The following is a 14,495-nucleotide window of genomic DNA, read 5'->3' on the forward strand; positions in this document are numbered from 1 at the left end:
GTCGCCGAGTTCCCGGCATAAGGTCGTCGCCATGACACCCGTGGAGCTGGCCGAGGTGCTGGGGGAGCCGCCGGTGCCCGAGGGGACGTGGGAGCGGGAGGCCGTCTATGTCTCCGCGGTCGCGCTGCGGCGGAACATCTCCGCCGAGTCGCTGGCCGAGCAGGTCGGGGAGCTGGACGGGGTGTCCGAGGTCGAGGTCCTGGGGCCCGGGTTCCTGCGGATCGTCGTCAGCGTGCCGGGGGAGCTGGTCGAGGGGGTCGAGCCGGTCGAGATCCCGGAGCCCTCGTGGGCGGACTTCCCGCGGACCTGGGAGAACCCCGGGTTCGTGGTGCGATACGGGCACGTGCGGGCCTGCGCCGCGCTCCGGTGGGCGCGGGAGCTGGGAGTGCCGTCAGAAGGGTTCCGCGGGGAGCTGCTCGACGGACCCCATGACCGGCGGGTGCTGCGGGTGCTGGCCGAGCTGCCCGGGCGGATGGTCAGCAGGGAGCCGGGGTGGGAGACGTACCTCGTGCGGCTGGCGCTGGCCTACCACGACGCGCACGAGCGCGCGCCCGCCGTCCCGGTCGGCGACGAGCCGCCGGGGCCGGTGCACACGGCGCGGGTGCGGCTGGCGGACGCCGTACGGAGTGTGCTGCCCGGCCCGGAACGGCTGTGACGGGATTGCAAAATATCCGGCCAAACGGCGAAAAATCGGAAAAATATCCCTTTCAGGGCTTGATCGTGTCTCGATACGTGGTCAGTGGGTCATGGCTCACTTGCTGTTCCGATAGCCTCGATCGGGTGAGCCGATTCGTCCATCCCGCCGGGGACCGGCATGCAGAAATGCTGCCCCACGAGCGCCCGCCGGTGGCGCCCGCCGACCTCAACCGGATCAACCCCGCGATCTGGCCCCGAACGTCGACCCGGACCGATGGCGCGCTCACTATCGGCGGCGTGGACGTGCGCGATCTGGCCCGCGAGCACGGCACGCCGCTCTATGTCCTCGACGAGGCCGACGTGCGCTCGCGCATGCGCGACTACGCCACGGCCTTCGCGGGCTCAGAGGTCCACTACGCCGGCAAGGCGTTCCTGTGCAAGGAGATCGTCCGCTGGCTCCACGACGAGGGCCTCGGGCTCGACGTGGCCAGCAGCGGCGAGCTGGCGGTCGCGCTCAGCGTCGGGTTCCCGCCCGAGCGCATCACGATGCACGGCAACAACAAGTCCGTCGCCGAGCTGACCAGGGCTCTCGAGGCCGGGGTCGGGCACATCGTGGCCGACTCGTACGAGGAGATCGCCAGGCTCGGCTACCTCGCCGAGCAGCTGGGCAAGCGGCCCAAGGTGATGATCCGGGTGACCACCGGGGTCGAGGCGCACACGCACGAGTTCATCGCGACGGCGCACGACGACCAGAAGTTCGGGCTGTCGCTCAACACCGGGGCCGCCGCCGAGGCCGTACGCCGCGTGCTCGCCCTCCCGCAGCTCGAGCTGGTCGGGCTGCACTCGCACATCGGGTCCCAGATCGTCGACACGGCCGGGTTCGAGGTGGCGGCCAGGCGCCTGACGGCGCTGCTCGTGCAGATCAAGGAGGAGCACGGCGTCGTGCTCCCCGAGCTCGACCTCGGCGGCGGCTACGGCATCGCCTACGTCGAGGGCGACGAGGCGCCCGACATCAAGGAGCTGGCCGACGGCCTGCGCGAGATCGTCACCAAGGTGTGCAAGGACGCCGGTCTGCCCGTGCCCAGGCTGACCGTCGAGCCGGGGCGCACCATCGTCGGGTCCGGGGGCATCACCCTGTACGACGTCGGCACCATCAAGGACGTCGAGGGCCTGCGCACGTACGTGAGCGTCGACGGCGGCATGAGCGACAACGTCCGCACCGCCCTCTACGGCGCCGAATACACCGCCGTGCTCGCCAGCCGCGAGAGCACGGCCGAGCCCATGCTCAGCCGCCTGGTCGGCAAGCACTGCGAGAGTGGCGACATCATCGTCCGCGATCTTCACCTGCCCGCCGACCTCGCGCCGGGCGACCTGATCGCGGTGGCAGCGACGGGAGCCTACTGCCGCTCGCTGGCCAGCAACTACAACTACCTGCCCAAGCCCGCCGTGGTCGCCGTCTCCGGCGGCGAGTCGCGGGTGATCGTGCGGGGCGAGACCGAGGACGACCTCTTGAGGGGGCAGCTGTGAAACCGCTGAAAGTGGCTCTCCTGGGCTGCGGTGTCGTCGGCTCGCAGGTCATCAGGCTCATGCACGAGCAGGCCGCCGACCTCACCGCGCGCATCGGCGCCCCGCTGGAGCTGGCCGGGGTCGCGGTGCGCCGGCTCGGCCGCAAGCGCGACGTGGACGTGGATCCCGACCTGCTCACCACCGACGCCGAGGCGCTGGTCACACGCGACGACGTCGACATCGTGATCGAGGTCATCGGTGGCATCGAGCCTGCCCGCACGCTGATCGTCTCCGCCCTGTCCAGGGGCAAGTCGGTGGTCACGGCCAACAAGGCGCTGCTGGCCGAGGACGGCGCCACCCTGCACGAGGCCGCCAGGAAGGGCAACGGCGACCTCTACTTCGAGGCCAGCGTGGCCGGCGCCATCCCGCTGCTGCGCCCCCTGCGCGAGTCGCTGGCCGGCGACCACGTCAAGCGCGTGCTCGGCATCGTGAACGGCACCACCAATTACATCCTCGACAAGATGGACACCACGGGCGCCTCCTTCACCGACGCCCTGGAGGAGGCCCAGACCCTGGGCTATGCCGAGGCCGACCCCACGGCCGACGTCGAGGGCTTCGACGCCGCCGCCAAGGCCGCCATCCTGGCCGGGCTCGCCTTCCACAGCCGCGTCACGGCCGCCGACGTGCACCGCGAGGGCATCACCGAGATCACCGCCACCGACGTGGCCTCGGCCAAGGCCATGGGCTACGTCATCAAGCTGCTGGCCATCTGCGCCCGCTCCGACGACGGACGCTCGTTCGGGGTGCGGGTGCACCCGGCGATGATCCCGCGGACGCATCCGCTGGCGGGGGTGCGGGAGGCGTACAACGCGGTCTTCGTGGAGGCGGAGTCGGCGGGGCAGCTCATGTTCTACGGCAAGGGGGCCGGCGGCGCGCCCACCGCCTCGGCGGTCCTCGGCGACCTCGTGGCCGTCGCCCGCAACCGCCTGGCGGGCACGAGAGGGCCGGAGGAGTCCACGTACGCGGACCTTTCGGCCCACCCCATGGGCGACACGGTCACGCGCTGCCACGTGGCTCTCGACGTTGCCGACAAGCCGGGCGTGCTGGCGCGGGTGGCCGAGCTGTTCGCCAAGCACGACGTGTCGATCCAGACCGTGCGCCAGGAGGGGCACGGGGACGACGCCCAGCTCGTCATCGTCACCCACCGCGCCACCGACGCGGCGCTGTCGGCGACCATGGAGGGGCTGCGGGAGCTGGACATCGTACGCGCCATAGCCAGCGTGATGCGCGTCGAGGGCGACGACTAACCGTCGGGGAAGGCCAGGCCGCGGACCTTGCGGACGGCTCTCTTGAGCACCGTGCGGTTCTGGGCGCGGGCGAGGCGGACCGCCTCCCTGCGCCAGGCCTCGGCCTTCTCGCGCCAGCGGGCCGCGTCCCTGCCGTGCTTGCCCGCCTCCCGCCGCAACTGCGCCATCTCCGCCCGTAGTGCGGCCACGCGCTTGCGATAGAGGGCGATCTCCTTGTCGTGCTCGGCTGTGAGCTTGGCGACTTCCGAGACCGGCCTCTTGCGCGGCGGATAGACCGCCGGGCGGCGCTTGAACCCCCAGCTCTCCCCGTCCAGCCACTCCAGGCCGAAAAGGGCGTCGAGGAGGTCGTCCCAGTCGTCGTCCGGGGCGGCCACCAGCGCGGCTCGTGACTGGGCCGCCGTACGGTCCAGCCGGGCGGCCGTGACGCCCTCCGCCGTCTCTTCCAGGGCCACGCAGAGGGCGCCCAGGTCGTGCTCCTCCATGTGGGCCACCAGGCGTTCCACCGTGTCCTTGGAGGGGACCCAGCCGGGCGGCACCGAGAGCTGGAACGGGGGAGTCCCCTCGAGCGGCCCGGTCAGGCGGACGCGGGGGTCGTGGGCGAAGTTCGCGTGGATGAGGCGGAGGTCGAGGTACGGGTCGGTGAGCGGGGAGCGGCGTTCGGCGGTCAACGCGTCCCAGGGGCCGGGGACGGTGACCCTGATGTCCTGGATCGAGCCGGCCAGCAGGGCGTCGACCGTCGCCCGGACGTCCTCGTACGAGCCGGCCTGCACGGTCGCGTCCACGTACGGCACCAGCCACTGGCGGCCGGGGTCGGTGCGGAGGTAGCGGCGGTAGGGGACCAGGTCGGCGACGTACGGGTCGTTGTAGCGCTTCAGCGCCGCGAAGTCCCGCATCGCCGTCGGGAGCCCGATGTGCCACGTACGGGACTCCGGGTCCGGCACGAACACCGCGCCAGCCTGGGTGAGGCGGTAGCCCAGCTCCGTGTCCTCGGCCAGGACCAGGGACGTGTCCATGCCGCCGATCGAGCGCAGCAGCGCGGCTGGGTACGACACCGTGGCGCCCACGTGGACGCGGGTGGCCAGCGAACTGGAGGCGGTACGCAGGCCGTCGTGGTCGCGGATGATCTGCTCCGCCCAGTCGTGGCGGTGCGGTGCGAGGGGGAAGAGGTCGCCCTCCGTGCCCGTCTCCAGCGCCTGGCGTACCTGCTCCTGCGTCGGGAGCTCGATGGTGGCGGTGAAGTCGATCCAGCCCAGCGCCACCACGTACGGGGCCAGGTGGTGCCAGCGGAGCTGGGCCTCCACGTGCTGCCTGTGCGGGACCATGTCGGCGTCCAGGACGAACACGACCTCGCCCGTCGCGGCGTCCAGGCCCGCCTGCACGGCCCAGGCCCGGCCCCAGCCGCCGGGCGGGCTGGAAATGAGCTTGGTCCTGGCCGGGACGATCTCCGGGAGGCAGAGCGGGGTCGTGCTGCCGTCGTCCACGACGATGACGTCCAGGAGGTGCTCGGGGTAGCTCTGGGCGGAGAGCGCGGCCAGCGTGAGGTCCAGGGTCTCCTGGCGGTCGTGGGCCGGGATGACGACCGTGACGCTGAGCGTGGGCTCCCATTCGCCCAGGGCGGGCGGCGTGAGGACGCCGAAGTCGTTGCGCCGGATGCGCGGAATGCCTGTCATGGGGTCCCGTCCATGGCCATGAGGGCGTTCGGGCGGAAGCCGCGCCACTGCTGCCTGTTGCGCTGCAGGAACGTCCCGATCGGCTCCTGCCACGTGTGGTTGGCCGCCGGGCCCCTGCGCAGGATGTAGCCCAGCCCGTGGGTGCGGTAGATCTGCCCGCCCGCCGCCTGCAGGGCCTCCTGGAACTGGGTGTCCACCGAGCGCCGCAACGGCCGGAACCCGCCCACCGCCTGGAACGCCGACCGCTCCACCAGGATCGTCCCTCCGGCGACGAAGCTGGTGATCTGCTCGGTCACCTGCTTGCGGTGCACGGTGACGTCGATGGACGACAAATACACGAACTCCGGCACCGTGCCGACCACCTGGGCCCCCGAGTACGAATGCGCCAGCAGCAGGTCGGACAGGAAGTCGGGGCCGTACCAGTCGTCGTCGTCCATCTTCAGCAGGAACGACCCCGAGGCCCGCGCGGCAGCTTCGTTCAGCACCTCACCGAACACGGCCTGGCGGTCGGCCTCGAGCACGGTCAGCGGGCCCTCGAACGCCGCGATCGCCTTCGCCACGTCCGGGTGGCCCTTGGGGACGCCGTGCAGGGCGAGGATCACTTCGAGCTGCGCGCCGCGCTGGCGGGTGATCTGGTCGAGCGCGAACGACACCATGTCGGTGCGGCGGGTCGCCAGCAGGACCGAGGTGAGCGGGGGAGCGGGGGCGGGGGCGCCGAGCTGCTCCCATCGTGCGGCGACGCCGTGGGTACGAAGTGCGGCGCGGCGCAGGCGGATGCTGTGCTCCTCGCGCCGCAGATCATCCGAAATATCCGGGCAAAGCTCGATGAGCCTGATTATTTCGTCACCCAGTGCGCCAGCCCATCGCGGCACCGCCTCCGCCCGCAGCGGCACCCCGGCTGCGGCCAGCCCGGCCAGCACCCGTACGGCGGCCAGCGGACCGCTGTGCGCGTGCCGCCAGTCCACCTCGACGCCGCGGATCTGCCGCAACCTGGCCACGTCCGCGTCGGTGACCCCGCCGGACTCGGCGAACGACGTCACGACCTTCCCGTCCAGCACCACCGACCATCGCCCGTCCCGCTCGGCCAGCGACGCCATGCCACGGGAGGGGGTGGTGACGAAGCCCTGGGGGTTCACGAGCCGTTCGTCCACGGGCGGGATCATGGAGGGCTCGCCCAGCACGTCGGGGTCGGCCAGCGGCGAGTCCGCCATCCCCGGGCGCCCGAGGCGCTCCCAGCTCACGGCCCGCAGCGTCGGACGCTCAATGGGCGTCTCGTCCCCGGCCCACTCGACGACCTCCGCCTCGCCGGCCAGGACGTCGCCGCCCTCCGTTGCGCCACCGTGCCGTGCCGCTTCGCCGGCCCGCGCGCCGCCGTGAACGCCCTTGGCCCCCGCCGAGCCCCCGGCGCCTCCAGCCCGCGTCGCGCCTCCTCCGGGGCTCTTGGCCCGCGCCGGTCCCCCGGCGTCGTTGGTGCGCGCCGGGTTGGGCGTCTCGTCGCTCCACGCGAGGGCGCCCTCGCCGTTGCCTTGCGCTGTGCCTCCGGCGCCGTCAGGTCGCGCCGTGGCCCCGGCGCCGTTGGTTCGCGCCTCGCCCCATGCGCCCTCGGTCTGCGCAGCGCCTCCGGCGTTGTTGGTGCGCGCCGGGTCGGGCGTCTCGTCGCTCCACGCGAGAGCGCCCTCGCCGTTGTCCTGCGCCGCCGCGCCTGCCGTGCCCCCGGCATCGTCGGGTCGCGCCGTGGCCCCGGCGCCGTTGGTTCGCGCCTCGCCCCATGCGCCCACGGTCTGCGCAGCGCCTCCGGCGTCGTTGGTGCGCGCCCGGTTGGGCGTCTCGTCGTCCCGCAGGAAGGCGCCCTCGCCTGCGGCTCCCTCACCGCGCTCGTGCCTGGCTCCTGCTGCGGCGCCCGGCCGTGTGGCGCCCGCGTCTTGGGACCGCGCGGCGGAATCGGCGTCCTGGGACCGTGTGGCGCTTTCCGCGTCGCGAATCGGTGCGGGGCCGGCGGCCTCGCCGGTGGGCGCGTGGTCGGGGTCGAAGGCGCGCGGGTGCCCGAGCGTGCGGAGCACCACGTCGCTGCCCGGCGCGCCCACCCGCTCAGGCACCGGCCCCGTGACCTCGGCGGGCGTCGCGTTCGGGTCGCCTGGGCGCCAGTCGGCCGCCCCGACGCCCGCGATCGCCGCCGCGGGGGCCGCGATGACGTCGAGACGGTGTCCCGCGAACGCCCGCGCCGTCGCCGTCACGGTGCGGCCCGCGGGTGTGGGCGCGGAGAAACGGGCATCGACTACCCAGACCCGGTTCCTGGGCTGGTACACCCGCAAGTCCGTCAAAGACCGCCATCGGTGTGCGGGCGTCGGCGTGGGCACCGGTGCGGGATGCGAGGCAGGCGTGTCCAGCACGGCCACCACCACCCGTTCGGCCTGCGGCAACAGCTTGTGCAGCGTCGCGATCCTGCGCAGGTCGGCCGGCGTCCTGGCCACCACGAGAACCTCGCTCGCCTGCTCGGGTTCGGCGGCCGGCTCCAGGAGGTGCCGGTCGAGGTCCACGACCTCCCGCGTCCGATCGGAGGACCCCTTGGGCCTGGCGGCGGCGTCGTAGATCGGGGCGACGTCGTCGATTCCGGCGAAGAAGACGCGCGCCCCGCCTAGCTCCGCCAGCAACTCCCGGATCATCCGGCGCTCCGCAGGTGCCTGAACAGCGAGCTCAACCCGCCACGGCCCTCCTGGTCATCGGCGGGCGGCGCGGCGGACAGCCGCTCGACCTCGGCCGCGAGCCGCGCCACCTCGGCGCGCAGCTCCTTGACCTCCCTCAGCCGTTCCCCGGCCAGCGCCCGCCACTTCGCGGGATCCCCGGCCAGCGGCTCGGCCTCCTCCGCCGCCGCCGCGAAAGCGTATTCGGCCCCGCTGACCCACTCGGACCCGAACATCTCGTCCACCAGGTCATCGGCCCCGCCATCCAACAGGGAGGCGCGGGCGAACGCCGCCGTGCGCTCCAGGCGAGCGGCCACGACCCCGGACGCGCCCTCCGACAGGGCGACGCTGACGAGGCCGAGCAGGTCGCGGTCCGCGTGACGTACCAGCCTGGAAAGCGTGTCGGCGCCCAGCACCCAACCGGTGGGCACGCTGAGCAGGAAGGGGGCGGGTGCGGCGGAGACGGGTACGCTCTGCGCGAACGACACCCGGGGCTCGTGAGCGTAGAGGTTGTGAAGCAGGCGCAGGTCGAGGAAGGGGTCGTCGAGGTTGGAGCGGCGTTCATCGGTCAGCTTGTCCCAGGGGCCGACGAGCGTCACGGCGACGTCGGCGAGGGTGCCCGCGAGCGCCGAGTCCACGGTCGCCCGCGTCTCCTCGTACGTGGTCGCGGTCACGACGACCCGCACGTACGGCACCCGCCAGTGACGCCTGGGATGGCTGCGCAGCCAGCGCAGGTCGGGGATGAGGTCGCCGAGGTAGGACCAGTTGTGCCGGTGCACCTCCTTCTCGCGCAGCATCACGGTGGAGGGCCCGACGTGCCACGCCCTGGCCTCCGCATCGGGGATGAACACCGCTCCCGCCTGCGCCAGCCGGTAGCCGAGCTCGGTGTCCTCGGCCATGTTCAGGGACGTGTCCACGCCGCCCGCCGCGCGGAGCAGATCCGCCCGTACGGACGTGGACGCGCCCGTGTGCAGCAGGTACGCGCTCGCCCCCGCGTCCTTGAGCCGCCTGGAGGACTCCAGGGTCTTCCTCGTGTACTCGGACTGGACGCCCTCTTCGCCCGGCTCCTCCACGAACCGCGTGTCCCCGATCACCACCGCGTAGTCGACCAGGTGGTGCCAGCGCATGTGCGCCTCGATGTGGTCGTCCGCGAGGAGCATGTCGGCGTCGAGCCAGTGGATCACGTCCCCGGTGGCCGCGAGCTGCCCCGCCTGCCTGGCCGCGCCGCGCCCCCACCCGCCGGCCACCCGTACGACCCGAGCGCCCGGCACGTCGAGCGGCGGCTCGCACCCGTCGTCCGCGACCACCACGTCCATCAGCTCGGCCGGGTACGTCTGCCGCGCGAGCGCCGGAACCGTACGCTCCAGCGCCTCCGCGCAGTTGTAAGCCGGGATGACCACCGAGACCCGCAGAGAGGGCTCCCACGCCCCCACCGCGGGCGGCCGCAGCACCCCGTAGTCGTTGTGCCTGACCCGCGTCATACGGAGTCCTTGGCCAGCGCGCGGACCTCCTCGCGCAGCTCCTCCACCTCTCGTGCCCGGGCCATGGCGTTCACCCGGTCCTCCCCGAGCGAGGCCAGGATCGCGCCCAGGTCGTCGGCCCGCCGCGCGGCCGAGTCCTCGACGGCCTGCACCAGCAGGTCCAGCCGGGTCTCGATGTTCTTCAGCGCGGTGGTGGTCCGTGCCAGCTCCGCCTCGTACTTCTTGATCCGCAGGTCGATCCGGTGCGCCTTGCCGTCGAGGCGGCGCACGGTGAGCACGAGGAACGCGAGGGCCGCCAGCGTGACCAGGAAGGCCACCGTGGCCGCGGCCGCGCCGAAAGTGATCAGGCCGGCGAGTACGAGCAGCGCGAGAACGCCGATGGTCAGAGCTGCAAGGATTGCGGCGGTCGCTGCCAGTCGGCGGGGCGAGAGCATCCGCGCATACCTTTCGTAGTTCAACGCTTATCGGACATCAGAGGCGTCAGAGACATCTCGGGATTATTGACACCTTAATAAACATCGATCCCTACCGTGCCACAGGTTCCTGGAGGAAAACTGAGAATCACGTCGCCTTCACCTGCGGCGTAGGGCCTTCCGAATGTGGCGGCAGGGTCTACCGGTCAGTAAAACCGGCGTAAGGTAGGCGCCGACCGAGTCCCGAGGAGGCCCATGTCCATCACCCCTTGCGGCTTCGCGCGTACGCCGGAGAAGGGGCTGGCCCGGCTGCACTGGGCGGATGGCGGCTGGGCGGTCGAGGGTCAGGCACCCGACGTGTCCGCGCTGCGCCCGCTGCGCGGACTGGAGATCGAGTGGCCCGCCGCCGAGGTGCCCCTGGACGGCCTGCTGCGCCTGGCCGCGGCCGGCATCCCGCTAACCGCCGACCGGGCGGCGCCCTGGGTGCCCGGCGACCTCGCCTCGCTGCTCACCGACCGCGACTGGCTCGGCCACGCGGCCGACGGCAGCGCGCGTTCGCTGGCCGACCTGCGGAGGGAGGAGCACAGCGTACGCCTGCGCCGCCTGGCGCACCCCGTCTCCCAGCCCAAGATCAGCATCGTCATGTCAAGCAAGCGGTCGAAGCTGGTGGGGGCGGCGCTGGCCCAGATGGAGCCGCAGCGGGACGTCGAGGTCGAGGTGCTGCTCGGGCTGCATGGGGTGGGGTTCGAGGAGGTACGCGAGTCGGTCGAGTCCTGTTCGCTGCCTGTGAAATGGGTAGAGGCGCCCGAGTCCGTGCCGTTCGGCGAGGTGCTCAACCGGGTGGCGGCGCTCGCGAGCGGCGACTACCTGGCGAAGTGGGATGACGACGACTGGTACGGGCCCCGCCACCTGGGCGATCTGTTCATGGCGCTGTCGTACTCCGGGGCGGATGTGGTGGGGACGACGGCCGAGTTCTTCTATCTGGAGCCGTTGCGGGCGACGGTGCGGCGGACGACGTTCGCCAGCGGGGCGGCCTATCCGAGCGAGGTGTGGACCGACCACGTGGCGGGAGGGACGATCTTGGTATCCCGGGAGAAATTTTGGGAAATCGGCGGATTTCCTTGGTTACCGCGGGGTGTCGATCTTGAATTCCTGAAACTGGCGCAAAAGGCCGGTGCGCGCGTCTACCGTACTCACGGGCTGGGCTACGTCCTGCGCAGAGGGCTCAGCGACGAGCACACCTGGCAGCTGCCGCTGGCCCACTTCCTCAAGGTGGCCGTCAACCAGTGGCGCGGCTTCCGCCCGAGCCTGCTGATGGAAGCCGCATGACGCGTGTCGACGGCTCGCTGAAGGTACGCGGCAATGACTACCGGGTCCTCGAGCCCCTCCTTGATGACTTCACCCCTGAGCTCAAAGTCAGCGTCGTCATCCCGGCCTACGGCGGGCAGGACAAGCTCGACCTGGTGCTGGCCGGGCTGGCCAGGCAGACGTACCCGGCGGAGCTGACCGAGGTCATCGTCGTCGACAACGGCAGCACGCCCCCACTGCGCCTGCCCGCAGTCCGCCCCAAGCGCACGCGCCTGATCGTCTGCACGGAGCCGGGCCGTGCCAATGCCCGCAACGCGGGCCTGGCGCATGCGACGGGCGATGTGATCCACTGGCTCGACTCCGACGTGGTGCTCACCCCGGGCGCGATCGAGGCCCACATGCGCTGGCACCACGCCGCCCCCTACCTCGTCGTGACCGGCTACATCCGGTTCACCGACGCCGAGCTGCCCCCCGAGCTCCCCGGCGACCTCGAGAAGCACTTCGAACCCGCCGAGCCGCACGCCTGGATCGTCGACCTGGTCGAGCGCACCAACGGCCTCACCGACAACCCCCAGCGCCCGTTCAGCCTCCATGTCGGGGGCGCGACCTCGGTCAACGCCCGGCTCGTCGAGGCGGCGGGCCCCATGGACGACGAGCTGATCCTGGGCCAGGACACCGAGATGGGCTACCGGCTCAGCCAGGCGGGCGCGGTCTTCGTGCCGGAGCCGGCGGCGCGCGCGTACCACCTCGGGCCAACGATGCGGATGCGCGACAAGCAGCCGATCGACCGGGTGAGCCACGCGTTCGTGGCCGATCGCATCCCGTCCTACCGCTGGCTGCGCGGACATCCCGGGCGGCAGTGGAAGGTCCCGTACGTCACCGTGGTGGTGGACGGCACGGCGGGCTACGACGCGGTGCGCGCCACGGTGGACGCGCTGCTCGCCGGCACCGTTCCCGACATCTTCGTGCTTCTCCTCGGGCCCTGGGACACCCTCGAGCGCGACCGCCGCGCGCCGCTGAAGGACCCCGACCTCGAGCTGGTGCTGGTCCATGGCCACTACCGGCACGAGGGCCGGGTACGCCTGTACCCCACGGAGTCCGTCGACCCGGCCGTGCCGTTCGTGCTGCGCCTGCCGCCCGGCTGGATCCCCGGCGAGGACTCGCTCGCCCGCCTGCTCGACCTGGCCCGCGACGAGGGCCTGGGCCTGGTCAACGTGCTGCTCCACGAGTCGTCCGGGGGCGTCGTGGCGGCACGCCTGGAACGCACGTCCGCCTTCGCCAGGGCCCACCTCGTGGCGGCTCCTGGGGAGGACTTCGACGACGTGGTGGACGCGGTGTCGGGCGTCTCCTGGGTGGAGGGCGAGACCTACGGGTTCACCACCGAGGCCGCGCCCCTGCTCGGGCGGCGGGGGGCGTACCGGGCCAGGGTGGAGGCCCAGGCGGAGGCGGCCCGCCTGGCCAAGGAGGCCGAGCGGCTGCGGGCGCAGGTGGCCAAGTGGCGGGATGAGGCGGGGCGCTGGCGCAAGTCGGCGGTGGAGCTCCGGCGCGAGGTCGGCACGTTGCGCAGGCAGCTGGCCGCCGCCAACCGGGCCCAGCAGGGCCTCCGGGCCCTGGTGTCGACGACGATGAAACGCGCCTTGCGTAAGCGGTTGCGCGGCTGATCGGCGGCGCGGCCCGTTTCGCCGCGCCACCGCGCTACGTGCCTTCTCGCGTGGCGGCGCGCCCATGCCACGCGTGCGACGCTGATGCACGTCTGTGCGACTGTGCGGAATTTTGTGCGCCCCGCGCGGCGGTCCGCCCTTTCGTGATGGCGCGCGCTTTGTGTGGTGGTGCGCCCTTGAGCGGCGCGGCGACCCTCTTGAGGGATTGTGCCCGGAAGCGTCAGTTGGGGCGGAGGGCGGATTTCAGGCGGCGCAGCAGCGTGTTCTCCGCCGGCGCCGCGGAAACCGTCACCGGGGCCGGGGCAGGGGTCGCGGCGGGAGCCGGGATGGTCACCGGGCCGGGCTGAGCGGGAGCGGGCCAGAAGCGGTCCGGGGCCTCGTGGCGTACGCCGTGGGTGGTGGCGATGATGTCGTCCAGGTCAGCCCCGGGGGCGGCGAGGAGGGCGGCGCGGCCGAGGGCCGAGGTGCGCTCCAGGCGAGCCGTGCGCCCGTCGGGCAGGTCGACGATCAGCATCCCCGCGAGATCCTTCTGCACGGACTCGATCATGCGCTCCAGCGTCGCCCGGTGCAGCGGCACGTCCACAGGCCCGCGGTAGCGGAACGGCGTGGGCGCGGGCGTCGGGGCGGCCTCGTCGATCAGGCGGATGCGTTCGTCGTGCGCGAACAGGTCACGCATCAGCCGCATCTCGAAGGACGGATCCGACAGGACCGAGCGCCGCGAGGAGTTCAGCCGCGACCACGGGGCCACCAGCGTCACCACCACGTCCTGCAGCTTACTGTCCAGCGCCGCCGCCACCGCCTGCCGCACCACCGACTCCGAGGTGTCCGTGACGTCGAGCACGATCTCCACGTACGGCACCAGCCACCGCCGCCCCCGGTCCTTGCGCAGATCCCTGCGCAGCGGGATCCGGTGTGCCAGGTACGGCTCCACGGCCCGCACGGCGCGTTCCCTGTCGCGGTGCTGCGCGGGCAGCCCGAGGTGTACGGCCTGCGCGTCCATGTCCGGAATGAACACCACGCCGTGCATGGCCAGCCGGTAGGAGAACTCGGTGTCCTCCCCGCGCACCACGGCCGGGTCGAGACCGCCGACGGCGTGGAAGACCTCTCTGGGAAGGGCGAAAGTCGGCCCCGTGCACACGTGATAAGGATTGCGGCTCTTGCGTAGCCCGTCGGTCTTGGCGATCGTCGCCTCGGTCGAGCTCGACACGGCCGCGGCCAGGTCGAACAGCTCTCCCAGGTGCGCCGCCTGGTAGACCTGTCGCGGCGTGACCGGCGGCGCGTCCACGAACTTCTTCATCCCGATCGTGACCAGGTAGTCCGTCACGTGGTGCCACCGGGCCAGTGCCTCGATGTGCTCGCGGCAGGCCACCATGTCGGCGTCGAGCCGCTGGATGATCTCGCCGTCGGCGGCCTTGGCGCCGGTGTTGACGGCGTTGGAGATCCCCCAGCCGTCGCGCACCCGTACGACGCGGGTGTTGAACGGGCGGATCTCGGGCAGCCGGATGGGCGGCTCACTGCCGTCGTCGACGACGAGGACTTCCATGAGATGGTCCGGGTACGTCTGCGTCGCCAGCGCCGCCAGCGTCAGGTCGAGCTTGTCCTGCCCGCCGTGAGCCGGTATCACCACGCTCACGGAAAGGGCGGGTGACCAGGCGCCGAGCTCCGGCGCCGCTATCGGTGAATAGTCGTTCTGCCTCAAAGCAGGACGCGCGTCCATGGTGGTGACCCCCTGCCGAGACCTTATCGGGAGATGCTGAGAATTTCCTGAATAGTGCCCCTGTCCAATGGATGTGTCCGGCCCGTGGACACGGCTCCGCGCCGGTCTTCCACAC

The 14,495-nt window shown here is 72.0% G+C and carries 10 protein-coding genes; 5 read left to right on the forward strand and 5 right to left on the reverse strand.

Annotated elements, in window-relative coordinates:
- Positions 1-31: 31 nt before the first annotated feature.
- From ACQPWU_RS10320 to ACQPWU_RS10330, 3 genes are all read left to right on the forward strand, one after another.
- A complete protein-coding gene (locus ACQPWU_RS10320; protein ID WP_433438611.1) occupies positions 32-655 on the forward strand; it encodes an anticodon-binding protein in 624 nt (207 codons plus the stop codon).
- Positions 656-780: 125 nt separating this feature from the next.
- Complete coding sequence (gene lysA / locus ACQPWU_RS10325; protein ID WP_433438612.1) at positions 781-2,163, forward strand: diaminopimelate decarboxylase; 1,383 nt, start codon at positions 781-783, stop codon at positions 2,161-2,163.
- On the forward strand, positions 2,160-3,449 hold the full coding sequence (locus tag ACQPWU_RS10330; protein ID WP_433438613.1) for a homoserine dehydrogenase: 1,290 nt from the start codon (positions 2,160-2,162) through the stop codon (positions 3,447-3,449). Before lysA ends, ACQPWU_RS10330 begins: the two co-directional genes overlap by 4 nt.
- On the opposite strand, the gene ACQPWU_RS10335 is transcribed toward ACQPWU_RS10330, so the two are convergent.
- From ACQPWU_RS10335 to ACQPWU_RS10350, 4 genes are read right to left on the reverse strand one after another with little or no spacing between them, the layout of a single operon-like run.
- Positions 3,446-5,119 carry a glycosyltransferase gene (locus ACQPWU_RS10335; RefSeq protein ID WP_433438614.1) on the reverse strand — a complete coding sequence of 558 codons (1,674 nt, stop codon included), beginning with the start codon at positions 5,117-5,119 and terminating at the stop codon, positions 3,446-3,448. The two genes, ACQPWU_RS10330 and ACQPWU_RS10335, sit on opposite strands and share 4 nt — an antisense overlap.
- Positions 5,116-7,782 carry a glycosyltransferase gene (locus tag ACQPWU_RS10340; RefSeq protein ID WP_433438615.1) on the reverse strand — a complete coding sequence of 889 codons (2,667 nt, stop codon included), beginning with the start codon at positions 7,780-7,782 and terminating at the stop codon, positions 5,116-5,118. Before ACQPWU_RS10340 ends, ACQPWU_RS10335 begins: the two co-directional genes overlap by 4 nt.
- Positions 7,779-9,281: a glycosyltransferase gene (locus ACQPWU_RS10345; RefSeq protein ID WP_433438616.1), complete on the reverse strand. Its 1,503-nt coding sequence runs from the start codon at positions 9,279-9,281 to the stop codon at positions 7,779-7,781. The genes ACQPWU_RS10340 and ACQPWU_RS10345 overlap by 4 nt, the downstream gene beginning before the upstream one ends.
- Positions 9,278-9,715, reverse strand: coding sequence for a hypothetical protein (locus ACQPWU_RS10350; RefSeq protein WP_360698351.1), 438 nt, complete (start codon positions 9,713-9,715; stop codon positions 9,278-9,280). The genes ACQPWU_RS10345 and ACQPWU_RS10350 overlap by 4 nt, the downstream gene beginning before the upstream one ends.
- A gap of 234 nt (positions 9,716-9,949) precedes the next feature.
- Here ACQPWU_RS10350 and ACQPWU_RS10355 point away from each other — a divergent pair, with 234 nt between their 5' ends.
- Together ACQPWU_RS10355 and ACQPWU_RS10360 are read left to right on the forward strand one after the other, a co-directional pair.
- Positions 9,950-11,023: a glycosyltransferase family 2 protein gene (locus ACQPWU_RS10355; RefSeq protein ID WP_433438617.1), complete on the forward strand. Its 1,074-nt coding sequence runs from the start codon at positions 9,950-9,952 to the stop codon at positions 11,021-11,023.
- A complete protein-coding gene (locus ACQPWU_RS10360) occupies positions 11,020-12,663 on the forward strand; it encodes a glycosyltransferase (RefSeq protein WP_433438618.1) in 1,644 nt (547 codons plus the stop codon). Before ACQPWU_RS10355 ends, ACQPWU_RS10360 begins: the two co-directional genes overlap by 4 nt.
- Before the next feature lie 220 nt (positions 12,664-12,883).
- Here the strand turns inward: ACQPWU_RS10360 and ACQPWU_RS10365 are convergent, their stop codons facing one another.
- Positions 12,884-14,380, reverse strand: a complete 1,497-nt coding sequence (locus tag ACQPWU_RS10365; protein WP_433438619.1) for a glycosyltransferase — start codon at positions 14,378-14,380, stop codon at positions 12,884-12,886.
- Positions 14,381-14,495: the final 115 nt, after the last annotated feature.

This window comes from Nonomuraea sp. CA-141351 (assembly GCF_050944675.1).
Classification (GTDB): Bacteria; Actinomycetota; Actinomycetes; order Streptosporangiales; family Streptosporangiaceae; genus Nonomuraea.